We start from the raw sequence: 22569 nt of genomic DNA on the forward strand, positions 1-22569 counted from the left end.
GTCAAGGCCCGTTTCGGCGGTGGTAGATCGCCTTGTCGAACCCTGTGGGCCGACCACCTTGGCTGCCGCGGCGCCAGCGGTTGGCCCACTGGTCTCTCGGCTCGGGGATCGTGTGCTTGATCTGACGCCTGCGCAGGTGACGCCGGATGCGTCGTGACGAGTACGCCTAATAGGCGCGTGAGTTGGCCGTTGGTCAGCCCAGGCAGGGGCTGGACGGGACATCTGGTCTGTATGCAGCACCGTGAGTGCTTCGACAAGAGGGATGCGGTTCTGGCCCCTGCCGTCACGGGCTCGCTCGCCGTACCGTTCCGTGATTCGAGCCATTTTCAGGGCCACCTCCCCATCAGCCGGAGCCGTCGAGTTCTTCACGAGAGTGAGGGCCCCTGAGCAGGGCTGGGACCACGGACGGCTGATGGGGTGATGCGCCCGCGAGCGCTTCTATTAGGTCACCGGGTGGTCCTGCCGCGGCTCGATGCCGACGGACAGTGAAGCCTCTGAGAGGAGCGCGTGGTGCACGCAACCTGCGGAATCGACTGGGCCGAGGACCACCACGACATCGCGGTGGTCGACTCCGGAGCCCGACTGCTCGGCAGACTCAGGATCAGCGACGACGCGGCCGGCTTCCAGGACCTCCTGCACCTGCTTGCCGAGCACGGTGACAGCCCGGACGATCCCATCCCGGTCGCCATCGAGACCTCCCGGGGTCTCCTGGTCGCCTGCCTGCGAGCCTCCAGCCGCCAGGTCTATGCGATCAATCCGATGGCCGTTGCCCGTTATCGCGACCGGCATGCCGTCTCCCGCAAGAAGTCCGACCACCAGGACGCCGTCGTCCTGGCGAACATCCTGCGCACGGACACCGAGTTCCACCGTCCGCTGCCGAGCGATTCCGAGCTGGTCAGGGCGATCGCCGTGCTCGCGCGAGCTCAGCAGGACGCGGTCTGGGACCGCACTCGCGCCCACAACCGGCTGCGATCACACCTGCGTGAGTACTATCCCGCGATCCTCGAGGCGTTCGCGGCAAAGCGCGAGCGGCTGCTGTCCCGGGAGGCCCGCACGCTCCTGGCGATCGCGCCGACTCCGGCCGAGGCCACCCGGCTGACCCGCGGACGACTACGGACCGCGGTCACCAGAGCCGGACGCCAACGCCGCATCGACGCCGAGACCGACCGGCTGCTCGAGGTGTTCCACCAGAGCCGACTCCGTCAGCCCGCCCTGGTCGAGAAGGCGATGGGACGGCAGACACTCGCTCTCCTCGCCCAGCTCGACGCGGCCTGCCAGGCATGCGACGACCTCGCATCCGACACCGAGGAGCTGTTCTGGCAGCATCCCGACGCGGAGATCATCACAAGCTTCCCGGGCCTGGCGGTTCTCACCGGCGCGCGGGTACTCGCCGAGATCGGCGACGACCGTGCCCGCTTCCCCCATGCCGGCAATCTGAAGACCTATGCGGGAAGTGCACCGGTGACCCGTGAGTCCGGCAAGAGCCGTCACGTCACCCACCGTCGGATCAAGAACAGTCGTCTGGCCGCGACCGGCCGGCATTGGGCGTTCGCGGCCCTGACCGCCTCACCCGGCGCCCATGCCCACTACAACCGTCGCCGGAGCACCGGCGACCGCTACCACGCGGCCCTGCGCAATCTGTTCAACCGCATGCTCGGCCAGCTCCATCACTGCCTGAACAACCACCAGAAGTTCGACGAAGCCATCGCCTTCAGCTCATCGACCCCACTCGCGGCAGTTGCTTGACCTGATAGCTGCATGGGGTGTCTTATCGCCCCCGACATGGTCGGGCCGGGTACGCGGGCGTCCACCAGCCTGCCGGGGCACGCGGATCTCTTCCAGGACGGGCATCATCTGCGGTGCGTCCCCCTACTGGCCGGGTGTGACGACGAACCCGAGCGGGCGACACCCGCCTTCCCCGGCAAGGTGGATCTTGCTTGTGAGTCCGCCTCGCGAGCGTCCCAGGGCCTCATCGGAACGATGACGTGCCGGGCTCCTGCGTCGACCCGAGATCTTCGGAGTCCGGGTGGAGGCACCAGCCACGTGCTGGTGAGCGCGACAGGTCGTGGAATCGACGCTGACCATGCTCCAGTCGATCCGGCCCTCGGCATCGGCGTCGGCCTGGACGGCCCGCAGGATCCTCTCCCACGTACCGTCCGCCGAACACCTGCGATGACGATCGTGAACCGTCTTCTAACTACCGAAGCAAGGCGGCAGGTCCCGCCAGGGGAGACCGGTCCGCTGCCGAAACAGAATCCCGTTGATCACCCGACGGTGACACTGCCAGCGTCCACCCCGCCCGTGATTCGTCGGCAAGTGCGGCTCCAGCCGAGCCAACTCCTCATCCAAAAGATCTCCCCGCCCCATGCCCCAGGGAGCAAGTTCCCACAAGGAGCGTCACACAACCCATCGGGCTCTGGCTCACTTTCGGTGGTAACGCCGAGTAAGTTCGGGTGCGCAGAGTAGTAGCTGCTGGTCAAATCGCGATATGCGCTGTCGGGGCCTCTGAGATGCAGCTCCCAGAGCGTGACCCCGACGGTCGGGAGCGTCTCCCTCAAGCTGCGGCGGAGGCCTTCAGGGGCGACCTCCGCGGCATGACGCTCCGTTACCACTGAAAGTGAGCCAGAGCCAACTTCTGTGGCGCAGCCACTTTCTGTCACCTAAACAGGACGCGCCTGGGGAGAAGTTGGAAGCCTGCCCGCCCGAACACTTGGCGCTTGAGCGAGCATCTTCATCCGATTGGCATGCCCATGGACCTCGAGAGAGCTCCGGGGCTGGGTCAATTTGGCGATGACGGCGTCGAGGTCGCGGTCGATGCCGGCGGCGAGGGTGTGGAGGCTGGGCAGGTCGTCCTGTCAGACGGCGTCGAGCCACTCCAGGAGACGCTCGCCCTGGCGGTCGGTGAGCACGGTCGCGAAGGAGCGGACGTGGCGGGTGAGGGCGTTGAGGTCGGGGTATTGAGTGCGGACGGTCTTGAGCTGGAGTTGTTCATGCAGGTAGGCGCGGAGGCTGCCTCCAGGATTACCGCCCCGTGGCTCACTTCAGCACCAACAGCACCGCCAGAGCGACGAGGAGGGAGTCGATCCGGTCGAGGATGCCGCCGGAGCCGGGCAGCCACCGGCCGGCGTCCTTGGCGCCGGCGCCCCGCTTGATCATCGACTCCAGCAGGTCCCCGAGCGGGCCGCCGACCGCCACGGCCACCGCCGTCTGCCACGTCAGGGAGGACAGCACGGCCAGCGTGAGGAGACCGGCCGCGGCCCCAGCCAGCGTGCCGCTCCACCGCTTGGCGGGCGACAGCCGGGAGAGCCGGGGGCCGCCGATTCGGCGACCCGCCGCGTACGCGACGATGTCGGCGATCGACACGGCCACGAACAGGACGAGGCCGAGGGCGCCGGACGATACGAGGCCGGCCAGGGTGCCCAGCCACACGAGCCCCAGCAGGCCCGCCCCCAGGCGGCGGAGCCCGTGCTCCGCGTCGCCCGAGAGCAACGGCACCCCGGCGATGGCAAGCGCCCCGGCCGCCGCCACCCGGAGCACCTCCCCGGGGGCCAGCCAGGCGGTGAGGACGAGTCCGACGATCGCCGCGTCCAGCACTGCCCGGTCCACCGGACCCAGCAGGAGCAGCCCGCCGAACTCCGCCACGGCGACCACACCGACCACAGCCACGAGCACCGCGATCCCTGGTGGACCGAGCCAGAACGCGGCGGTCACCAAGGGCACTCCGAGCGCCCACACGCACCAGCGGACCATCAGTTCACGGCGCCGGGTTGCCGCCACGGTGACGCCTCCGACCGCCAGTGCCCCGCCGAGGTACGGTACGAGACCGGCGACCGTCGTCACCGGGAGGCCCCTCCCGGCGCAGCCGACACCCGTGCGGCCGGCGTGCGCAGCGCGTCCAGGGCGCTCTGGCACGCCGCCACGATTCTCGTGTTCTCCGCCGTGTCGCGGACAGCGATCCGGACGGTCCGCCCCTCGTACGCCGGGGACATCGGCGACAGGTCACGCAGGAACACGTCGTGCCGCCGGCACTCGCGCACCAGCCGCGCCGCGCTCGGTCCGTCCGGCGGCAAGGTCACCGTGAGGAAGTTCGCCACCCCCTCGTCGACCGAGGAGAACCCGTCCAACTCCTCGAGGTCGTACGCCAGTCCCCGGCGCAGCACATGGGTGCAGGCCCAGCGCTCCGCGTAGTACGCGGGGTCGCGCAGCGCCGTCACGGCAGCCAGCTGGGCCGGCAGGCTCACGGGCCACGGCGGCGTCCAGCGCCGCAGATCCCCGGCCGTCTCCGGACCAGCCACCAGGTACGCGGCCCGCATCCCCGACAGCGCGTACATCTTCGACAGCGAGGTGCAGACCACGACCCGGGCGTCGACCGCGGCGAGCCCGGCGAGCGAGTCCGCCGGATTGACATATCCCAGGTACGCCTCGTCGATCCACCACCGGGTCCGCACGGGCGAGGCTTCGATCACCGCGCGCAGCACGTCGGCCGGGACGTGGCGGCCGGTCGGGTTGTTCGGGTTGACCACCACCACGAGGTCGTACCGTCCGTCGCCGGTCGCGGTGGCGAGCCGGGCCGGGTCGAGCAGCCAGCCGTCCTCCCGGCGCAGCTGGAGCCGGTCGACCCGGCAGCCGATCACCCGCTCGGTGACATGGGCGTACTCCCCATAGCCGGGATCGAGCAGGAGCACCCGGCTCCCCGGCGTCAGCCACCGGCCGAACGCGCGGAAGATCAGATCGGACGAGCCCGCCCCGACGACCAGCGACTCCACCGGGAGCCCGCGGACCGCGGCGATCTCCGCGAGCAGTCCCTCCGCGCCCGTCGGTGGCGAGGTCCGGGCCGCCCACTCGGGATCCTCCGAGAGGACCGCGCGGACGCCTGGGGACGGTGGGAACCAGGCGTCCAGCACATCCGCCGCGACCACCTCGTGACGGCGGGTCAGGGTCCGGAAGTCCGTGCCGATCGCCGAGAAGAACGCTCCGCCGTGCTCACAGCCGTCCGCACGCGGCGCGAAGGGCACGTCGAGCCGCCAGTCGAGGCCCGTCCTCAGCCGCCCCAGGACCCGGCCGTGGCGCTCCGCGGCCGTCCTCGTCAGCTCGGCCACGGAGCCGCTGAGGACCTCGAACGAGATCGCGCCCGAGCGGACCGTGCGTCCCACCGGCCGCAGCCCGGCGGCGAGGTACATGTCGAGCAGTTCCGTGCGTCCCATCGCCACCACCCGGCGGCCGCCCCGCGCCGCGACCCAGCGCAGCGCCGCGTACATGAGGAGTGGCGCCACCGCGGTGGACCGCCAGTGTTCCTCGACGGTCAGGACGCGGACCTCGAACGGCGCCTCCTCGGTCAGGACCGGCAGCTCCTCGCGCGTCAGGTACTTGTCGAGGGAGTAGCGGCCGACCCACGGCGGGGTAAGGCTGACGAAGCCGATCCGCGTCTCGCCGCGCGCGGCCACGAGATAGATGTTGTCGCCGTCGAGTCCGTCACTCAGCCTTCCCGACGGATCCACCGGATGCTGACCGAGCTCCTCCGCGTACACACGGTGGCGCAGTTCGTGGATCCAGTCGTGATCCCGAGGCGTGGCAGTGCGCAGTTGCAGGGCGTGGTCCATGCGTATGTCCCCCTGAGACGGTCCGGCGTTCGCCGCCCCAGCATGGAGGAGTCCGGCAGCCAGCACCTGAGTACGCATACTCAGCCGGACAGCAAAGGAGTTGGAAGCGGTCCAGGTCAGAGCCGAGTCCATGGGCAGGTGCCGAACCACCGGCACCGGCCGTGCCCGGCACAGATGTTCGGCAACTCTGGCTCCCAACTCCTGCGGAACAGAGTCCTGTCGTCGTGACGGGCAGTGATGGCGTCACAGAAGTTGGTTCTGGCTCACTTTCGGTGGTAACGGAGCGTTATGCCGCGGAGGCCGTCCCTGAAGGCCTCCGCCGCAGCTTGAGGGAGACGCTCCCGACCGTTGGGGTCACGCTCTGGGAGCTGCATCTCAGGCCCCGACAGCGCATATCGCGATTTGACCAGCAGCTACTACTCTGCGCACCCGAACTTACTCGGCGTTACCAGCGAAAGTGAGCCAGAGCCACCCATCGGACAGCCCCCTAGTCCAGCCTCCTTAGCGCGTTGACCGCCCGTTGATGCCCCGTCCTGAAACGCACGCCAGAAGAGCTGTTCTCGCCATGGGTCAGGTCCTCAAAGTCCCTCATCGCGGAGGACCCACCGCTCGATAGGCCGGCTGGAGAACTCCAGTCACGTCCCGCTCGACCCCGTGGGCTGGCTCATACCGCTTTCCGTCACCCGATCAGTGGTCACTCTGAAAGCGGTGAGTGATCGCGGGCGCGATCCTGGTTGCACTCGGGGTCCAAGACGGTCGGCGAGCTGTGCATGTCTGCCACAGCGAGCGTCGCCCGCGTTGGTCGACTATGAGGCAACACACGAGAAGAAAAATATGCATCTTGGATGCAAGATTGATAGAGTCGTACCGTGAGACTGACCAGATACACGGATCTCGCGCTCCGGGCCATAATGCGCCTGGCTGTCGTGCACGGCGGGGAACTGCTGACCACCCGGTGCATCGCCGATTCCATGAATGTTCCCTACACACACATGGCGAAGGCCATCGCGGAGCTGCAGCACCTGGGAGTGATCGAGGCGCGCAGAGGGCGCAACGGCGGGCTCTCGCTGACGGACGCCGGCCGCAGGACGCGAGTGGGCGACCTGGTCAGAGAGCTGGAGGGGGACCGGGAAGTCGTGGTGTGCGAGGGTGACAGCCCTTGCCCGCTCGCGGGGGCATGCCACTTGCGGTCGGCACTACGGCAAGCACAGGAAGCGTTCCTTGCATCCTTGAACGGTCTGACTGTGGCCGATCTTGTGACATCCCCGACCGGGCCCGTATTGCTGACGTTGGGCGCATCACCAGACTGAGCTGGCACCAGCGGAGACCGGTCCGAGCGGTCAGACATGGTTGACGCCGACGACGCACTAGCCACAGCTAAAAATATGAATTTTAGATGCATATTTTATCTCTCGGAGTCCACCGCGCAGGGGCGGCACTACCGAACAAGCCGAGCCGTGAACGCCAGTGCAGAACGCTCGATTCTGGCTCGGCAGGTGAGAAGCAGACCGGGCGACGCCAGCCGTCGACCCTGACTCGAAGGGTGTTGTACGCATGAACTCCGCCGATATACCGGCCTTCGTGTGTTGCATATGGTTCGGTGCGATCTTGGCTATCTCCTTCCTGGAGACACCATTGAAGTTCCGGGCGCCCGGCATCACTTTGCCTCTCGGCCTGTCTCTGGGGCGTGTGGTCTTCAGGGCTCTCATACGAGTAGAGATCGTTCTGCTGGTCCTTGCCTGCGCAGCCGCACTCCCCTACGGAACGACCGCCCTGGTCCTCCTGCCACCTGCAGCGATCCTGACCACACAGGCCTTGATCTTGCGTCCGCGTCTGGACCTACGGGCGCAACGTGTCATCAGCGGACAGCCCGTCCCTCGCTCGCGACTGCATCTCATGTACGTCGCAGGCGAGTTCCTGAAGCTCATGACGCTCGCCGTAGCCGCATTCGTCCTTGGAGCAACCTCATGATGGAAGACGACGGACGGCCTGGGCCGGTGGGAGAACGAGCCGACATCCAGGACCGCAAGGACATCGAAGAACTGGTCCGGGCGTTCTACCACGAGGTTCTCCAGGACCCCTTCATTGGTCCGCTGTTCACTGAAGTGGCGCACATAGACATGGCGAGTCATCTACCCGTCATGGCTGATTTCTGGGAAAGCGCTCTGCTGATGCCGGGAATTTACCGCCGTAACGCCCTGCGTGCGCACCGAGACCTGCATGCGAAGAGCCCATTGAGCTCAGATCACTTCGCCCGCTGGCTTCAGCTGTGGACCACGACCGTGCGCAGTCTCTACACAGGGCCTGTGGCCGACAGGGCGATTGTCAAAGCAAACGCTGTAGCGCAGGCCCTGTTCCGCAACACCACTGGGGAGGGACGCCTCCGGCCGGCCCAGGAAGTTCTCGTGATCGGTAGAGGACCGGACCGGCATGATGTGTGATCTGCCGGGAGCTCAGTTCGACACCGGGCCCTCCACCTTGATTGTGGACAACTTGACACTGGATCTTGAGTCCAGAAAAGAAGTCCCAGGTGGGGGCCTGCAAGTACCCGGCTGAGTGCCGGGCTGACGCCGTCAAGCTGGTGCGCTCGTCGGACCGTCCGGTCTCGCAGATCGCGGCCAAGCTCGGCATAGACGCTGCGGCAGTGAGTGAAGGCTGCGGAGAAGGCCGTGCGTCCCGAAGCCGTGGCCGCGTCGGAGGAGGACGTTGAGATTGCCGCACTGCGCAAGCAGGTCCGCGAGCCGGAGATGGAACGCGACATCCTGCGCCGAGCAGCCAAGTATTTTGCGGGCGAGACCAGCTGGTGAGCCGTTTCCAGTTTGTCGCCGACCACCGTGACGCCTTCGGCGTGAAGCAGCTGTGCACCGTACTGAACCTCTCTCGCTCGGGGTCTTGCCGCTGGTTGAAAACCGCGCTGGCCAGGGCCGCGAGGAAGGCCGCCGACGCGGTACTGACCCGGCGGATACACACGATTCACACCAAGTCCGGGAAGACATAAGGGTCCAAGCGCATCACCGCCGAACTCAACGAGAACTGTCTGATCGTCAACCGAAAACGCATCGAGCGACTGATGCGCCAACACACCATCGCGGTCAGGAGGCTGAGGAAAAGGCATCATACGACGATCCCCGGTCCGGACCGCCGGGCGGTATCGGACCTGCTGCAGCGGAACTTCACCGCCGCCGCGCCTGACACCGCCTGGATCGGTGACCTCACCTACCTGCCGATCAACGGCGGGCGGTTCCTCTCTCTGGCCACGCTCATCGACGTCTCCTCGCGGCGCCTGCTGGGCTGGTCGATCGGCGACCATGTGCGCACGGAACTCGGCACCGACGCCCTGGCCGCGGCCGTCCGCACCCGCGGCGGTCGGGTCGACGGCGTCATCTTCCACAGCGATCACGGAGCCCAGTACGGCTCAGAGGCGTTCGCCGGCGCCTGCCGCATCGCTGGCATCCGCCGGTCCACGGGAGCGGCCGGTTCGAGCGCGGACAACGCGGCAGCCGAGTCGTTCTTCGCCTCCCTCAAACGAGAGATTCTGCCCGGTCGGCGCGGCTGACCCACTGAGAACTGTGCATCGTGAAGTTGCTGGTCACGGGTCTGGTGTGCGCGGGGTTCGGGATGCTCGTGCTGGTCGTGGGTGGATGACTTCGGTGAAGATCGTCGGTCACCGGGACACTTCGCGGTTCGTGAGGACGAGCAGGGCCCTGACCAGGGCGGTCGCCCAGGTCGGGTCGGTGCGGACTTTGCCGAGCACGCGCCAGTTTTTGATGTGGGCGAAGCCGTGCTCCACCGGTGCCCGGACCGCTGCCAGTGCGGTGTTCGACAGCTTCTGTCCTCGTGTCAGGGGCCGATTCCGGGCGGCCTTGTAACCGGTGATCACTGCGGGGCCGGTGTCGGGGCCGCTGTCGTCGAGCCCGACGAAGCCAGGTCGGCGATCGCCCCGAGACCGGCCGTCCGCAGCTTAGCGGTGAGCTGGTCGTGTCGACAGGCGGTGATCTCCGAGGTCCGTCCGGGCCGGGCCGTCGAGACCCAGAGCAGCCGGCCGCGATCGTCAGTGAGCGCGATCACGAGCAGGCCATGGCATTTTCTCTTGCCGGAGTAGTTCTTCCGGTTCTTTTTGCCGGAGCGCCAGCGGGTGCGGATCAGCGTGCCGTCCAGCAGCACCATCCCGCCACCCTTGCGGGCGATCTTTTTGAGAGCGCAGTCCAGGCGCGGGGCGCGGGCGGCCAGCAGGCCGACAACTTCCCTGACCCACCGGGTCACAGTGGTGCGTGTATCCCGTTGTCACCGGCCAGATCACCCGGCCGCTGGTCACAGCGCAGTACGGCCAGCACGAGGGCGGCGATCCGACCCGGAGGCAGGGCCCGCCACCGTGACCTGATCTTCTTCAGCTGGCCGCGGATCAGGCCGGCGAGCCAGTTCAGGGTGGCACTCGACAGCGGTAGGCGGGCAGTGTAGACAAGACCGTCAGGGCCCTCGACGGGATGGTTGTTTTTCTTCACACCAAACTCAACTGCCTCCGGGGGCATACCAGTTACGCCATGTCAGCGCCCGCCTCCCTACGCCTGGGAGCGTGCGGCGAACTTGCCGTCAGGACGCTTGTGCAGCCAGCCGCGGTCGGCGAGCTTGGTCATCTTCGCCCGCAACGGTTCCAGCTTCCCGCGCACCGTCACCTCAAGGCCCAGTTCCTCGCCGACGGCCCTGACCTGCACCAGGCCGTCGGCAGCCCGCACGATCGCCAGGATCTTGCGATAGTCAGCGGGCAGCGCGGCCTCATCGCCCGTCCCGCCGCGGTGCGGGATCAGCAAAACCGCCCGTCCCGCCACCCGGGCCGCCGTCGAGGCGACGGCCGCGGCGGCCTCCGCCACAGCCCGATCCTGTTCGACCAGCCGGCGCAGGACCCGCTCGGCGATCACCAAGTCCTCCCGCTCGGCCTGGAACTCCGCCAGCTGCTTGACCAACTCCTCGGCGAGCGTGTCCAGTTCATTCCGGCGAGCCGTGATCCGCTCCAGCTCCAGCATCCCCATGCCTTCCCGGCACCGGCCCGGTCAGGGACCGTAGGTGGGGCACGGCGGCCGGCGCAGCAGAACCCGACAACGGCCCCGGCAACAGGTCAGACGATCTTCACCACGGGCACCCGCCAACGACCAGCGCGAGTACCCCGCACACCAGACCCGTGACCTGCGTACTTCATGTTGTGCAGTTTCATTGGGAATGCGGCACTCTTCGCCCTGATGCCGACCCGCGGCGTGCGTGGTGGTACGGCTTCGATTAGCGGTTGATGGCGGCCATGTTGTCCGCGTCGTAGCGCTCGCCGGAGGCCGGGGGCAGGTCGTTCAGGCGGGCGACGTGGCTGGCAGTGAGCTCGATGTGGTCGGCGGCGGCGTTCTCCTCAAGCCGGGCGACTCGCTTGGTGCCGGGGATGGGCGTGATGTCGTCACCCTGGGTGAGCAGCCATGCCAAGGCGACCTGTGCGGGCGTGGTGTCGATCTCGGCGGCTACGGCCCGGACCTCGTCGACGATTCGCAAGTTGCGTTCCAGGTTGCCGTCGGCGAAGCGGTGGTTGGTGCGGCGCCAGTCGTCGGCGTCAAAATCGTTCAGGGAGCGGATGTTGCCGGTCAGGAAGCCGCGGCCAAGCGGGGAGTACGGCACGAAGCCGATGCCCAGTTCGCGCAGGACGGGCAGGATCTCGGCCTCCGGGTCGCGGGTCCACAGCGAGTATTCGGACTGGACCGCGGTGACCGGATGCACGGCGTGAGCGCGGCGGATCGTGGCGGGGCTGGCCTCCGACAGGCCGATGTGGCGGATCTTGCCTTCGGCCACCAGTTCGGCCAGCGCGCCAACGGTCTCTTCGATGGGCGTGCCGGGGTCCACCCGGTGCTGGTAGTAGAGGTCGATGTAGTCGGTACCCAGGCGCTTCAGTGATCCCTCCACGGCCAGGCGGATATTGGCCGGGGTGCTGTCCGGAGCCGAGCCACCGGTGTGGGAGATCAGTCCGAACTTGGTCGCCAGCACGACCTCGTCTCGGCGCCCCTGCAGGGCCCGGCCGACCAGCCCCTCGTTGATGAAGGGGCCGTACCCCTCAGCGGTGTCGATATGGGTGACCCCGAGGTCCAGAGCGCGGTGGATCGTGCGGATCGACTCGTCGTCGAACTGGCCGGCGCCGGTGTAGAACGCCGACATTCCCATGGCTCCGAGACCGATGCGCGAGACCTTGAGGCTGCCGAGCGAAACGGTTTTCATGGCGCGGGCTTCCCTTCCCATTAATTAAGTACCGGTCGGTGCAGAACCCTAGCACATCAAGACCGTCCGGTACTGAATTGCGTTCGCCATCTTGTGAGATGAAACTGCTGGTCAGCGGGGATCTGTACCGAGGGGTACACTTGTGGCATGGGTGACTCACGTAGGGCCGTCATGGGTCGGCCTCGAGGATTCGACATCGACCAGGCGCTGGAACGCGCGATGCGGGTGTTCTGGGCGCGAGGTTACGAAGGTGCAAGCCTCGCTGAACTGACCGGCGCCATGGGGATCACCAAGACGAGCATGTATGCGGCCTTCGGCAACAAGGAGCAGTTGTTCCGCAAGGCCCTCCAGCGCTACGGCGCGGGGCCGGCCGCCTACGCCACGCGCGCCCTGGAGGAGCCCACTGCACGGGCTGTGGCCTTGGCGTTCCTCCGCGGAGCGGTCTGCACCACGACCCCTCCCGGCGGCCCCTCCGGGTGCCTGACCGTACAGGGTGCACTGGCGTCGAGCGACGAGAGCCGGGCCGTGCACGACCTGCTTGTCGACTGGCGCAACGACGCGGGGGTCCGCCTTGAGGAGCGCTTCCGGCGTGCCGTCAACGAGGGTGATCTTCCGCGCAACGCCGACCCTCGGCGTCTTGCCCGGTTCATCATGGCGATGGGTTTCGGCATCGCAGTGCAGGCCGCCAACGGCCTCGGTCCTGCTGAGCTCGATGAGATCGCCGACACGGCGTTGCTCGGCTGGCCCGCATAGCGGCTGCACCCCTTCGCTCGCCCCGGCGAGACCATCTCCGCGCATGAGGGCAGTGACGGTGCGGCAAAACTTCGGTACCGTCCGGGACAGAAGTTTCGAGCAGTGGTTCCTCCCCTACCGACGATCACCGCGACGAAACCGTCAAGGGCCGTCGCGAAACACCGAGCATGACCTCCGCTCCGGAGGCCGAAGGAGGGGATCATGTCCGACACCGACCTGCGCGAGTTCTACCTGCGCTACATCGGGGCGCTCAACGCCCACGAGATCTCCCGCATGGACGAGTTCATCAACGACGAGACCACCCTGAACGGCGAGCCGGGCACTCGGGACCAGGTCATCGCTGTGCTGAATGGCGATATCGACGCGGTCCCGGACTTCCACTGGGAGCCCCGGGAGATCGCGGTCGATGGTGATCGCCTGGCCGCCCGTCTGACCAACACGGGCACGCCCGCCAAGGAGTGGCTCGGTGTGGCTCCCACCGGCGCCTCGTTCGAGATCGTCGAGTACGCCATCTATCAGGTTCGTGACGGGCGGTTCGTGCACATGACGGCCCTGCACGACGCCGAGAACCTGAGGCGGCAGCTCGATGCCTGACCCCCGTAAGCCGATCGGCGTCGGCATCGTCGGCCTGAGCGCCACGGGGGGCTGGGCGGCCGGGGCTCACCTGCCCGCGCTGAGAGCCGTCGACGGGATCGAGCTTCGCGCGCTGGCGGCGAGCTCCAAAGCATCGGCCCAGGCCGCGGGAGCGATGTATGGCGTACCCGCGTACACGTCGGTCGAACAGCTCGCCAGCGACGAGAACGTCGACCTCGTTGTTGTCGCCGTCAAAGTGCCTCAGCATCGCGAACTCGTGTTGCCCGTGCTGAAGGCGGGCGTGCCGGTGCTCTCCGAGTGGCCGCTCGCCGTCGACCTGCGCGAGGCCGAGGAGATGGAGCGTGCCGCCGGGACGACGCGCACTTTCGTCGGTCTTCAGGGACGCTCCTCGCCTACCTTCCGCTGGCTGGCCGACCTCGTGTCCGAAGGATTCGTGGGGGAAGTACTTTCCGCCACCGTCGTGGCGTCTTCGACCGAATGGGGCACTCCGGTGTCTCCGAACATGGTCTACACGCTCGACCGCAAGCTCGGGGCCACGATGCTGACCATCGCGTTCGGACACGCGATCGACCTGGTGTCGATGACCGTCGGCGAGCTTCAGGAAGTGGTTGCTACGACCGCGACCCGGCGCCGCCAGGTTCCCCTCGGACGCACCGGGCAGGTCGTTCCGATGACCGCCGAGGACCAGATCGCGATCTCGGGCACCGTGGCGGGCGGGGCGATCCTATCCGTCCACCACCGTGGAGGCGCGGCATCGGGTGCAGGGTTCTCTCTGATCATCGACGGCACGGAGGGGAGACTCGAGATTACCGCCGCCGAGTTCCCGCACGTCGGTCCGGTCACGGTGTGCGTCACACGCAGCGGCGGTCGGCCGACGAAGGTCACGCTGCCCAGCGGCTACGACGACTATCCCGCGCTGGCCGGAACAGCGATCCACACGCTGGTGCACGCCTACGCCGCGATTCGGGACGACCTCGTCCACGGAACGGCTGTCGCCCCGGGCTTCACCCACGCCGTCAAGCGCCACCAACTCCTTGACGCGATCGTACGGTCCGCCGCCACAGGCCAACGAAAAGCTCTCCATCCTTAGACGCGCAGCCAGTCGATTTTGACACTGTCCGACATCGCTTCGCCGCATCGGCCCCTGCCATGTGTGCCGGCACACTCGGCCGCACGCTGACCGGTCGAGAGCGGACACGAGCGAGCGTGGCGTTCGGCGCAGCAGAACCCGACAACGGCCCTGGCGACAGGTCAGACGATCTTCACCATGGACACCCGCCGACGACCAGCGCGAGTACCCCGCCCGCCCCGCACACCAGACCCGTGACCTGCGTACTTCATGTTGCACAGGTCTCACTGAACAGGCGGCCCGTCTCGAGGTGTTCCGCTGGCTCGGCTGCTACAACCACCAGCGCAGGCACTCGGCGATCGGATACCTCGCGCCCGCCGCCTTCGAACAGAGATCAACTACCCTGGCCATCACTGCATGACAACCCGTCTCCACAATCCGGGTCGAAGACCCACCACCTTCGTGCTGGGGTGGTGCCAATCGCATCCGGCGTCGATCAGCTCGCGTGAAGCGGTTCGCAGTGGCCAGGCCAGCCGGCAACGCACTTTGGGCAGGTCGGTGATGTCAGCGGTGCAGACATGCGGAAACCGCGACGACGACCGGGTGGGGCTTTCACGGGTTGCCGGTCAGCTGATCTGCTCCTTCAGCCGGGCGACGATCCGCAAAAATTCCTCTGCAGCGGCAGAAAGCCTGTTCGGGTCGTAGCAAAGACCGGTCGTGTACACAGCAGAAGTACCCAGCCGCACCGCACAAACGTCTTCCTGTTGAACGCCTTCCAGCGCTGCGGAGTAGGGGATCACCGCTACCCCGACTCCACGTGCGACCAGAGTGTTCACATCAAGCATGTCGTTGAGTACCAGGCTCTTTCTGGGGTCGCGGCCCGAGCCCAACAAGATGGCGTCGATGTGGCTTTGGAGCTCCGGCCCGTGCAGACACTGGACCATCTGCTCCGACGGCGAGAGATCTGCCAGCTCTACGGTTTCTTCGGCAGCCAGCGCATGGTTGGCCGGGACCAGCAGCACGAAGGGCACTGATGCCAGCGCAATCACCTTCATCTCGGATGTGATGACGCTGCGGCCGAGATCAACTTGGGCGAGATCCAGTGTTCCCGCTCTGACCCCTTCGGCGTTCTGGTCGCCCGACGCCGTAGTTACGTTCATTTCGATCGCGCTGTTGCGACTGTGAAAGAGAGCCAGGACCTCCAGCAAACCTCCCACGTCTCCATGGGTGTCAAGCAAACCGAGACGCAGGCGTCCGCGTCGCCTTGCTTGAAGGGCGTCGAGCTGGGCTTGTGCGTCGTCGACGCTTGCCAGAATGCGCGAGGCCAGAGGCACGAAGAGTTCACCAGCAGCAGTGAGCCTCACCGAGCGGGTGGTCCGCGTGAACAGGGCGGTTCCCATCTGCTGTTCGAGCTTGGCTATCTGCTGGCTTAGCGACGACTGGGTGATCTTCGACCTCGCTGCGGCTTGACGGAAGTTCAGCGTCTCCGCGAGGAACAGGAAGTTCTCGAGGTGTCGGATCTGCATGGCTCAGCGCATCTCTCTGCGTTCGGGGGCTTGCCGTGACCGATGTGTCGAGTGGCACGGGTACATCCGTTCTGGCGAAACCACTTGGACGGGTTCAGGGTTCGCGCGGAATCAGGGGATGCGTCTCACCTCAACATTTGGACAGTGTACAACTTAAATGTGCACTATCATTTTGGGGATATGGGTGTTACATCACATTTGCTGAACCGGCACCCCCAAGAGGCGCATCAAAGCAATAGGGCCTCTCCTCACCGCGATCCAGCGAGAGGCACGGCCCTTGCGCAGCACTCTCGGCAAGATTCCAGGTTGACACAAGGTGATACATCAGTTGCATTCAGCGACGGTCAACTGCTGACACCCAGGCAGCGAGCGACAGGACGGCTTCTGGATCTGCCTGGGCCAAACGGACCACACTCGCCGGATCAACCTCCTTCAGGGGCCCCATGAGAGCCATCGCGGTGAGCAGTGCACTGTGCGCCCTCACTGACGGCGCAAAATCGGCAGGATCCTGTACCGAAAGCGGTATCAGTTCCTCCAGTGATGCTGACGTGTGTCGCGTGCGCTCGCTCACATGACGCCAGGCTCTCAGGTCTCCCGCGTCGAACAGAATCAAAGGCCCCTCGGCCCCGAGGCTCTCTCCGAGCCCCTCCTCTAGGAAGCCGGCCTCCTCCATCACCTGGAGCGCATAGATCCGCACATGAGCCAGGAAGTCATATGTCCGTTCCTCTTCTCGCTTCTTCTTCCTCTCCTCACGTGCAACCAGCAGGTCGATCTGCGCGACACGCTCTGCACGCACGATGGGATCAGCGTTCACGTCGTACACCCCACCCGTGCCAGCAAGCAGGCGTTCGATACGTCCCCACTCGTCGGCCTCAGCCAAGCTGCGGGGGCTGGCAGCAGAATTCCGCCCAGTCGCGCCAATCCGCTTCTCGGAGCGAATGCGATCCAACTCGCGCACAACGTCCGCATGGCTCATACCGCTGGCATGACGTCGTACAGCGCTGCGACCGGCCTTAGCCGTCTCGGTCGGCTCGCCGATCACAGTGACGGCGGGGATACGCACACTCCGACGACCTGGGGTGAACACGTGTGGCTCTCAATCGTGACAAAGAACATGGGTAAGACCTGGCCGGTCCGCCGCGGAAGTCCGTGGGACCGTAACCGATCTACCTCGACCACGAATGGGGGCACCACACAGTTGGCCCCGCTGTTCCTAATGAGGCAGCTGCATTGCCCCACCGATCTCCGCGTCCTGTTTCCTCCACGCGGACACGCCGACACGGAATGTGCCCGCTGGCCCTGCTTGCGCAGGCCCAGCGGGCACGGACGTCATCCGGCAACCGCGGGCATCGTAAGGGATTACGACCACAGTTCTGGATGTACATGGTGGCAGCTGCTCAGGGTGCGACCTCGGCACAGACGCGCTCTCAGCACCCCCACAAGTCTCACTTCACTGAACCCGCCATCACGCCCTGTACGAAGTGCTTCTGGAAGGCGAAGAACACCACCAGGGGAACCACGAGAGACACGAACGCGCCCGGCGCGAGCACGTCAATGTTGCTGCCGAACTGCCTGACTTGCGACTGAAGTTGCACGGTCAGCGGCTGCGAGGAACTGTCCGCGAAGAGCAGGGCCACCAGCATGTCGTTCCATACCCACAAGAACTGGAAGATGGCAAGGCTGGCGATCGCCGGCCGCCCCACAGGCAGGACCAACTGGAGGAAGATCCGCCACTCTGTGCCGCCGTCCATGCGCGCCGCTTCGAGCATTTCCTTCGGCATCTCGGCGAAGTAGTTCCGCAGCAGGAACACGGCGAAGGGAAGACCGTAGGCCACGTGGAAGAGCACGACACCCGGAATCGTGCCGAACAGTCCCAGCTCTCCGAAGAGCTTCGCGATCGGTAGCAGACCAATCTGCACCGGCACCACCAGCAGGGCCACGACGACCAGGAAGATGCTGTCCCGGCCCGGGAAGTCCAGCCAGGCGAAGGCGTACCCCGCCAGCGCAGCGATGACGACGACCAGGAACGTCGCTGGCACCGAGATGAGCACCGTATTCCAGAGGGACTGCGTCATGCCGGCGTTTTTCAGCAATGCCGTGTAGTTGTCGAAGGAGAGCTGGCCAGGACTGGAGAAAACAGTCCACCAGCCGCCTGTTGCCTGGTCCTGGGCTGAACGAAGCGATGACACCAAGAGTCCGGCCAGCGGGGTGAGCCACACCAGCCCAGTCACCACGAGGAACGCCTGCACCAGGCCGTTGCTCAGTCCTCGCCGGATCACATTCATCGTTGGCTCCTTCGGAAGCGGCGGACGTTGAAGACCATGGCCGGGACGACCAAGAGCAACAGCAGCACGCCGAGCGCGCTTCCCAAGCCCTGGTTGTTGCCGCCGCCGAATGACACCAGCCACATCTGCGTGGCTAGGACGGTCGCGTCCTCCTGCACGGGCCCGGGCGCGATGATGTAGACGAGGTCGAACACCTTCATCACATTGATGACCAGGGTCACGAAGACCACGGTCAGTACAGGTGCCAGCAGCGGTACGGTGATCCGTCGGAAGATCTGCCACTCATTGGCGCCATCCATCCGCGCGGCTTCCAGTGCGTCCCGCGGCAGGGCCGCAAGCCCGGCTCCGATCAAGACCATGGCGAATCCGGTCCAGATCCACAGGTATGCGCCGATGATCGCCGGTGTCACGAGGGCCGGTCCCAGCCACGACAGACCCTGGTAGGGCTGTGCGAAGTTCGAGCTGGGCAGCTTCACCGTGTAACTGCCGGGCTTCAGGCCAGACAAGCGGAAGGAGCCGTCGGAGGCTGTGGTCGTGCTCGCAGCCGTCTTTCCGTCGGCGCCGACTGCTTCCACACGCATCTTCGGCAGCCCGGATTCCTTGGAGTCGACCTTGCCCTGCTCGCCTCCGCCACCGGGGGTGAAGTCCAGGTAGACGACTCCGCTCACCTCGTCCGCCGCGGCTGTCTGGTTGGCTGCCGGGTAAGCGGGCCGGGCACCGGCGGGGAGATCGCCCGGAGCAAGGCCGACCATTCCGAAGTCCACCGCCGTGCCAGGCGACACCCGTCGACTCGTGCGGTAGGAACCGTCAGAGCCGCTCGTCAGCCCATGGCCCTCGCGGGCCCTGGCCGTCGGGTATTCGGAGGGGCTCTCGAAGGTGTCGTGCACGCTGACAATAGCCGCGTTGAGTACCCCCTTGGAGGGGTCCTCGTCGTAAGCAAGCCTGAAGATGATGCCGGCGGCCAGGAAGGACACGGCCATCGGCATGAACATCAAAAGCTTGAAAGCCGTAGCCCAGCGGACCTTTTCCACCAAAACAGCCAGGACCAGGCCGAGGCCGGTCAGCAGCGTCGGTGCCACGACGACCCAGATGGCCGTGTTCCGGACGGCCTTGAGGGTGGCTGGGTCACGGAACATCTCGGTGTAGTTGTCGGCGCCCACGAAGTGGTTTCCTGAGGCGTCGAAGAGACTGCGGCCCATCGAGAACAGCACGGGATAGACCACGAGCGCGCCCAGCAGGAGCAGTGCTGGGAAGACGAACAGCACGGCGCCGAGCCGTGCCCGCCGCCGGGAGCGGCGGGCACGTTCGGCGTGGTCGGTGCACGGCGGGCTTGCCGTCTCCTTGACCAGGGTGGATGTCATGATCCGTCAGCCCTTGTAGGCCTTGGCTGCGGCGTCTTCCAGCTTGGCTGCGGTCGCCTTGGGGTTGGAGGGGTCGCGCAGGAAGTCCTGGAGGAGCTTCCACTCACCGGCGCCCTTGGTGCCGCCGAACGCGGCGGGGGCCTGGTCCGACATGTCGAAGCGGACGGAGTCACCGGCGTCGACAAGGGACTTGGCGGTGGCGCGGGTCACATCGTCGCTGTAGGAGTCGAGCGAGACGTTCTTGTTCGGGGACAGGTAGCCGCCCAGCTTCGCCCAGACGGCCGACGCCTCCGGAGTGGCAAGGTACTCGAGGAGCTTCATGCCGGCCTTGGCGTTCTTGCCGTCCTTGAGGACCACCGCGGCGTCGCCACCGCTGACGACGGGCGCGGTACCGCCGCCGACCGCAGGGAAGGGGAAGAAGTTCGCGTCCTTGCCGATGGTCTTCTTAAACTGGTCGTGGGCAACCCCGGCGACAAAGTCGCCCTCGTAGACCATGCCGGCGTCGGGCTTGGGACCGAACACCTTCTCCACCGAGCCAGGGAAGTCGGTGTTAAGGGCCTCCTTCTGGCCGCCCGCAACAAGTTCCTTGTCCTTGAACAGCTTGCCGAGCGTGGTGAGGGCCTCGACCACCGAGGGGTCGGTCCACTTCAGCTTGTGGGCCGCGAGGGCGTCGTACTTTTCGGGGCCGGCCTGGGAGAGGTAGATGTTCTCGAACCAGTCGGTCAGGGTCCAGCCGTCCTGACCGGCGACCGAGAAGCTGGCCAGACCGGAGTCGGAAATCGTGTGTCCGACCTTCAGCAGGTCGTCGTACGAGGTCGGAGGCTTGACGCCGGCCTGGTCGAAGGCGCTGGGGCTGTACCAGACCGTGGACTTGTGGGCGGCCTTGAAGTAGAGACCATAGAGCGTGCCATCGACGCTGCCGTAGTTCTTCCAGACGGGTGCGTAACCGGCGTCGACCGACTTCTGCGTGGCGGTCGAAAGGGGCGTCAGCCAGCCCTTCTGCTCGAACTGCTGGAGTACGCCGACCTGCGGGACCATGACCACGTCGGGCGCGTTGCCGCCCTCGATCTTGCTTCCGACCACGGTGGAGACGTTGTCGCCGGTGGACACGAACTGCGTCTTGGCACCGGTCTTGGCGCTGAAGGCGTCGAGAACCTTCTGGAAGTTCTTCTGCTCGCTGCCGGTCCAGACACCAGCGACAGTGACGGTCTGGCCGCTGAGCGCCTTGTCGCCGCTGGAGGAGGAGGTGTCGCTGCCACCTCCACAAGCGGTCGAGCCAAAGGCGAGGGCGAGGGCGGTGCAGCTGGTGAGCAGGGTCGTACGGCGTCGCATCATCGTTGATGTCCCTTTCGAGTGCTATTAACTGCTGTGTTGTCAGAGGTCGTTGATCCACCAGGCGGCCGTCGAGCCGGGAAGGACTCCGGCTGTGCAGGGGCCGCTGGAGAGCAGAGGGGTGCCGGAGACCGGTGCGGGCACGGGCGCCGTGCCGAAGTTGACAGCGCAGACCAGGCCGTCACCGCGGACGAACGCGAGGACGTCAGGCTGGGTGTCGAGCCAGCGGAGCGATCCTTCTCCCAGCTGGCTGAGGGACGAACGGAGTTGCAGTCCCTCGCGGTACAGGTGCCAGAAGGAGCGGGTATCTGCGAGTGCACGGTCGGTGGCGTAGTCCGCAAAGTAATCCGGCTGCGGCAGCCAGGGTTTGGCGCTCTCGGCTCCAGAGGTGAAGCCGAACGGGGATGCCTGCCCGGACCAGGGCAGAGGGACCCGACAGCCGTCGCGAACCCGGGCGCGGCTTCCGGTGCGCCGGAAGATCGGGTCAGTGAGCACGTCGTCGGGCAGGTCGACAACCTCGGGCAGGCCGAGTTCTTCACCCTGGTAGATGTAGGCGGCTCCGGGCAGTGCCAGCATGAGCAGTGCTGCGGCGCGGGCTCGGGCCGGGCCGAGCCCGGTGGTTTCGGTGGCGGGTTCGCCGTAGCGGGTGACGGTCCGGACCTGGTCGTGGTTGTTGAGCACCCAGGTGACGGTGGAGCCCGTGCCCGCGATGTCCAGCATCGCCTCGGAAATGACCTTGCGGAAGGCATCGGCGTCCCACGGCGCGCTCAGCAGGTCAAAGAAGAACGCCTGGTGGAGTTCATCGGGCCGAACGTACTGGGCGTGTTCACGGGCAGTGGGCACGGAGACCTCACCGACCAGGAGGCGCTCGGAGCCGTCGCGCGCTGTGTACTCCTCGCAGACTGCTCGCCAGCGGCGCCAGACGTCATGGACCTCCGGCTGGTTCCAGGCGAGGGGGTTAACCGAGTCGCGGGTGCGGGCGTCAGCTTCGGGGTCTGGGGAGTTAGGCAGTTCGGGGTGTTTGAACAGGCCGGCAGCGACGTCGATTCGGAAACCGTCGATGCCTCGGTCGAGCCAGAAGCGGAGGACGCGGTCGAACTCGTTGCCGATCTCGGCGTTGCGCCAGTTCCAGTCGGGCTGGTCCGGCGTGAACATGTGCAGGTACCACTGGCCGGGACGACCGTCCGCCTCGGTGATCCGGGTCCATGCGGGTCCGCCGAACATGGCGTGCCAGTTGTTGGGCGGTTCCGAGCCGTCAGGGCCGAGACCGTCGGCGAAGTGGAAGCGGGCGCGGGCGGGGCTGCCGGGCTCAGAGGCGAGTGCCTCCTTGAACCAAGGGTGGTCGGAGGAGCAGTGGTTGGGGACGATGTCGAGAAGTACCCGAATGCCGAGCCGGTTCGCGGTGGTCATCAGCAGGTCGAACTCGGCGAGGTCTCCGAAGGTCGGGTCGACGTCGCAGTAGTCGGCTACGTCGTAGCCATGATCATGCTGCGGTGAGGGATAGAAGGGGCTCAGCCAGATCCCGTCGACGCCGAGCTTCTTCAGGTAGGGCAACCCGGCCCTGACTCCGGCGAGATCGCCGATGCCGTCTCCGGTGCTGTCCAGGAAGCTGCGGACGTACACCTGGTAGATGACTGCGTCGCGCCACCAGCGGTGCATGTTCAACCCATTGCCTGTCTCTGTGGTGCTCGTGGTTATGCATGCATGTTAAGTAGACATGTCCAGAGCGTGTCAATGAGAAGGGCACAAGACGCCGGAGAGTGGCCCTTTTTATCCATATAAAATGGACCAAAGAGCCTCGCACGG

Annotated in this window: 22 protein-coding genes and 2 pseudogenes; 9 read left to right on the plus strand and 15 right to left on the minus strand. The window is 66.3% G+C overall.

The genetic code is table 11. From position 1 onward, the window contains the following. Window positions 1–10: 10 nt before the first annotated feature. A pseudogene (locus tag ACICHK_RS42555) lies at window positions 11–166 on the minus strand (IS5/IS1182 family transposase); the annotation flags it as partial. Between the two features lie 344 nt (window positions 167–510). Between ACICHK_RS42555 and ACICHK_RS42560 the strand changes: the two are divergent. Then, the gene (locus ACICHK_RS42560) at window positions 511–1746 is read left to right on the plus strand and encodes an IS110 family transposase (protein WP_406841666.1); all 1236 of its coding nucleotides are present in this window, start codon (window positions 511–513) and stop codon (window positions 1744–1746) included. Between the two features lie 21 nt (window positions 1747–1767). Here ACICHK_RS42560 and ACICHK_RS42565 read toward each other — a convergent pair. From ACICHK_RS42565 to ACICHK_RS42575, 3 genes and pseudogenes are all read right to left on the minus strand, one after another. Continuing rightward, a pseudogene (locus ACICHK_RS42565) lies at window positions 1768–2367 on the minus strand (IS5 family transposase); the annotation flags it as partial. A gap of 669 nt (window positions 2368–3036) precedes the next feature. Beyond that, the gene (locus tag ACICHK_RS42570) at window positions 3037–3840 is read right to left on the minus strand and encodes a phosphatidate cytidylyltransferase (protein WP_406841668.1); all 804 of its coding nucleotides are present in this window, start codon (window positions 3838–3840) and stop codon (window positions 3037–3039) included. After that, the gene (locus ACICHK_RS42575; RefSeq protein WP_406841670.1) at window positions 3837–5600 is read right to left on the minus strand and encodes an aminotransferase class I/II-fold pyridoxal phosphate-dependent enzyme; all 1764 of its coding nucleotides are present in this window, start codon (window positions 5598–5600) and stop codon (window positions 3837–3839) included. The genes ACICHK_RS42570 and ACICHK_RS42575 overlap by 4 nt, the downstream gene beginning before the upstream one ends. Before the next feature lie 869 nt (window positions 5601–6469). Here ACICHK_RS42575 and ACICHK_RS42580 point away from each other — a divergent pair. The 5 genes from ACICHK_RS42580 to ACICHK_RS42600 all read left to right on the plus strand — a co-directional run bounded on the left by ACICHK_RS42580 (window position 6470) and on the right by ACICHK_RS42600 (window position 9156). After that, complete coding sequence (locus ACICHK_RS42580) at window positions 6470–6910, plus strand: RrF2 family transcriptional regulator (protein WP_406841671.1); 441 nt, start codon at window positions 6470–6472, stop codon at window positions 6908–6910. A gap of 244 nt (window positions 6911–7154) precedes the next feature. Next, complete coding sequence (locus tag ACICHK_RS42585) at window positions 7155–7571, plus strand: hypothetical protein (protein ID WP_406841672.1); 417 nt, start codon at window positions 7155–7157, stop codon at window positions 7569–7571. Continuing rightward, complete coding sequence (locus tag ACICHK_RS42590) at window positions 7568–8041, plus strand: group III truncated hemoglobin (RefSeq protein ID WP_406841674.1); 474 nt, start codon at window positions 7568–7570, stop codon at window positions 8039–8041. The genes ACICHK_RS42585 and ACICHK_RS42590 overlap by 4 nt, the downstream gene beginning before the upstream one ends. 207 nt (window positions 8042–8248) lie before the next feature. After that, window positions 8249–8407: a hypothetical protein gene (locus ACICHK_RS42595; RefSeq protein ID WP_406841675.1), complete on the plus strand. Its 159-nt coding sequence runs from the start codon at window positions 8249–8251 to the stop codon at window positions 8405–8407. Between the two features lie 203 nt (window positions 8408–8610). Next, window positions 8611–9156 carry an IS3 family transposase gene (locus ACICHK_RS42600; RefSeq protein WP_406841916.1) on the plus strand — a complete coding sequence of 182 codons (546 nt, stop codon included), beginning with the start codon at window positions 8611–8613 and terminating at the stop codon, window positions 9154–9156. Between the two features lie 108 nt (window positions 9157–9264). On the opposite strand, the gene ACICHK_RS42605 is transcribed toward ACICHK_RS42600, so the two are convergent. The 5 genes from ACICHK_RS42605 to ACICHK_RS42625 form a co-directional block, all read right to left on the minus strand. Beyond that, window positions 9265–9480 (minus strand): transposase family protein, encoded by a 216-nt coding sequence (locus ACICHK_RS42605; protein WP_406841677.1) that lies wholly within the window; start codon window positions 9478–9480, stop codon window positions 9265–9267. After that, the gene (locus ACICHK_RS42610) at window positions 9477–9863 is read right to left on the minus strand and encodes a transposase family protein (RefSeq protein WP_406841679.1); all 387 of its coding nucleotides are present in this window, start codon (window positions 9861–9863) and stop codon (window positions 9477–9479) included. The genes ACICHK_RS42605 and ACICHK_RS42610 overlap by 4 nt, the downstream gene beginning before the upstream one ends. Continuing rightward, the gene (locus ACICHK_RS42615; protein ID WP_406841681.1) at window positions 9860–10102 is read right to left on the minus strand and encodes a hypothetical protein; all 243 of its coding nucleotides are present in this window, start codon (window positions 10100–10102) and stop codon (window positions 9860–9862) included. Before ACICHK_RS42615 ends, ACICHK_RS42610 begins: the two co-directional genes overlap by 4 nt. 57 nt (window positions 10103–10159) lie before the next feature. Then, window positions 10160–10621 (minus strand): hypothetical protein, encoded by a 462-nt coding sequence (locus ACICHK_RS42620; protein WP_406841683.1) that lies wholly within the window; start codon window positions 10619–10621, stop codon window positions 10160–10162. Between the two features lie 250 nt (window positions 10622–10871). Continuing rightward, complete coding sequence (locus ACICHK_RS42625; RefSeq protein ID WP_406841917.1) at window positions 10872–11843, minus strand: aldo/keto reductase; 972 nt, start codon at window positions 11841–11843, stop codon at window positions 10872–10874. A gap of 147 nt (window positions 11844–11990) precedes the next feature. On the opposite strand from ACICHK_RS42625, the gene ACICHK_RS42630 reads away from it, so the two are divergent. From ACICHK_RS42630 to ACICHK_RS42640, 3 genes are all read left to right on the plus strand, one after another. Next, window positions 11991–12596 carry a TetR/AcrR family transcriptional regulator gene (locus tag ACICHK_RS42630; RefSeq protein WP_406841684.1) on the plus strand — a complete coding sequence of 202 codons (606 nt, stop codon included), beginning with the start codon at window positions 11991–11993 and terminating at the stop codon, window positions 12594–12596. Between the two features lie 201 nt (window positions 12597–12797). Beyond that, window positions 12798–13190 (plus strand): ester cyclase, encoded by a 393-nt coding sequence (locus ACICHK_RS42635; RefSeq protein WP_406841686.1) that lies wholly within the window; start codon window positions 12798–12800, stop codon window positions 13188–13190. After that, window positions 13183–14280, plus strand: a complete 1098-nt coding sequence (locus ACICHK_RS42640; protein WP_406841688.1) for a Gfo/Idh/MocA family protein — start codon at window positions 13183–13185, stop codon at window positions 14278–14280. Before ACICHK_RS42635 ends, ACICHK_RS42640 begins: the two co-directional genes overlap by 8 nt. A 605-nt stretch (window positions 14281–14885) precedes the next feature. Here the strand turns inward: ACICHK_RS42640 and ACICHK_RS42645 are convergent. The 6 genes from ACICHK_RS42645 to ACICHK_RS42670 all read right to left on the minus strand — a co-directional run bounded on the left by ACICHK_RS42645 (window position 14886) and on the right by ACICHK_RS42670 (window position 22422). Continuing rightward, on the minus strand, window positions 14886–15785 hold the full coding sequence (locus tag ACICHK_RS42645; protein ID WP_406841689.1) for a LysR family transcriptional regulator: 900 nt from the start codon (window positions 15783–15785) through the stop codon (window positions 14886–14888). A gap of 334 nt (window positions 15786–16119) precedes the next feature. Further along, entirely contained in the window at window positions 16120–16761 is a 642-nt protein-coding gene (locus ACICHK_RS42650; protein ID WP_406841691.1) for a hypothetical protein, read from the minus strand. Window positions 16762–17230: 469 nt separating this feature from the next. Then, window positions 17231–18070 carry a carbohydrate ABC transporter permease gene (locus tag ACICHK_RS42655; RefSeq protein ID WP_406841692.1) on the minus strand — a complete coding sequence of 280 codons (840 nt, stop codon included), beginning with the start codon at window positions 18068–18070 and terminating at the stop codon, window positions 17231–17233. Then, window positions 18067–19431: an ABC transporter permease subunit gene (locus ACICHK_RS42660; RefSeq protein ID WP_406841693.1), complete on the minus strand. Its 1365-nt coding sequence runs from the start codon at window positions 19429–19431 to the stop codon at window positions 18067–18069. The genes ACICHK_RS42655 and ACICHK_RS42660 overlap by 4 nt, the downstream gene beginning before the upstream one ends. A gap of 6 nt (window positions 19432–19437) precedes the next feature. Then, complete coding sequence (locus ACICHK_RS42665) at window positions 19438–20766, minus strand: ABC transporter substrate-binding protein (RefSeq protein ID WP_406841694.1); 1329 nt, start codon at window positions 20764–20766, stop codon at window positions 19438–19440. Window positions 20767–20805: 39 nt separating this feature from the next. Continuing rightward, window positions 20806–22422, minus strand: a complete 1617-nt coding sequence (locus tag ACICHK_RS42670) for a glycoside hydrolase family 13 protein (RefSeq protein ID WP_406841696.1) — start codon at window positions 22420–22422, stop codon at window positions 20806–20808. Window positions 22423–22569 lie beyond the last annotated feature (147 nt).

Origin of the sequence: Streptomyces sp. AHU1 (genome assembly GCF_045343905.1) — a bacterium.
Taxonomy (GTDB): Bacteria; Actinomycetota; Actinomycetes; order Streptomycetales; family Streptomycetaceae; genus Streptomyces; species Streptomyces triticiradicis.

Coding starts and splice junctions, on each gene's coding strand:
- ACICHK_RS42635 (WP_406841686.1), top strand. CDS start 12,798: ATGTCCGACACCGACCTGCGCGAGTTCTACCTGCGCTACATCGGGGCG.
- ACICHK_RS42670 (WP_406841696.1), bottom strand. CDS start 22,422: ATGCACCGCTGGTGGCGCGACGCAGTCATCTACCAGGTGTACGTCCGC.
- ACICHK_RS42640 (WP_406841688.1), top strand. CDS start 13,183: ATGCCTGACCCCCGTAAGCCGATCGGCGTCGGCATCGTCGGCCTGAGC.
- ACICHK_RS42665 (WP_406841694.1), bottom strand. CDS start 20,766: ATGATGCGACGCCGTACGACCCTGCTCACCAGCTGCACCGCCCTCGCC.
- ACICHK_RS42575 (WP_406841670.1), bottom strand. CDS start 5,600: ATGGACCACGCCCTGCAACTGCGCACTGCCACGCCTCGGGATCACGAC.
- ACICHK_RS42630 (WP_406841684.1), top strand. CDS start 11,991: ATGGGTGACTCACGTAGGGCCGTCATGGGTCGGCCTCGAGGATTCGAC.
- ACICHK_RS42655 (WP_406841692.1), bottom strand. CDS start 18,070: ATGAATGTGATCCGGCGAGGACTGAGCAACGGCCTGGTGCAGGCGTTC.
- ACICHK_RS42660 (WP_406841693.1), bottom strand. CDS start 19,431: ATGACATCCACCCTGGTCAAGGAGACGGCAAGCCCGCCGTGCACCGAC.
- ACICHK_RS42625 (WP_406841917.1), bottom strand. CDS start 11,843: ATGAAAACCGTTTCGCTCGGCAGCCTCAAGGTCTCGCGCATCGGTCTC.
- ACICHK_RS42585 (WP_406841672.1), top strand. CDS start 7,155: ATGAACTCCGCCGATATACCGGCCTTCGTGTGTTGCATATGGTTCGGT.
- ACICHK_RS42620 (WP_406841683.1), bottom strand. CDS start 10,621: ATGCTGGAGCTGGAGCGGATCACGGCTCGCCGGAATGAACTGGACACG.
- ACICHK_RS42650 (WP_406841691.1), bottom strand. CDS start 16,761: ATGAGCCATGCGGACGTTGTGCGCGAGTTGGATCGCATTCGCTCCGAG.
- ACICHK_RS42645 (WP_406841689.1), bottom strand. CDS start 15,785: ATGCAGATCCGACACCTCGAGAACTTCCTGTTCCTCGCGGAGACGCTG.
- ACICHK_RS42590 (WP_406841674.1), top strand. CDS start 7,568: ATGATGGAAGACGACGGACGGCCTGGGCCGGTGGGAGAACGAGCCGAC.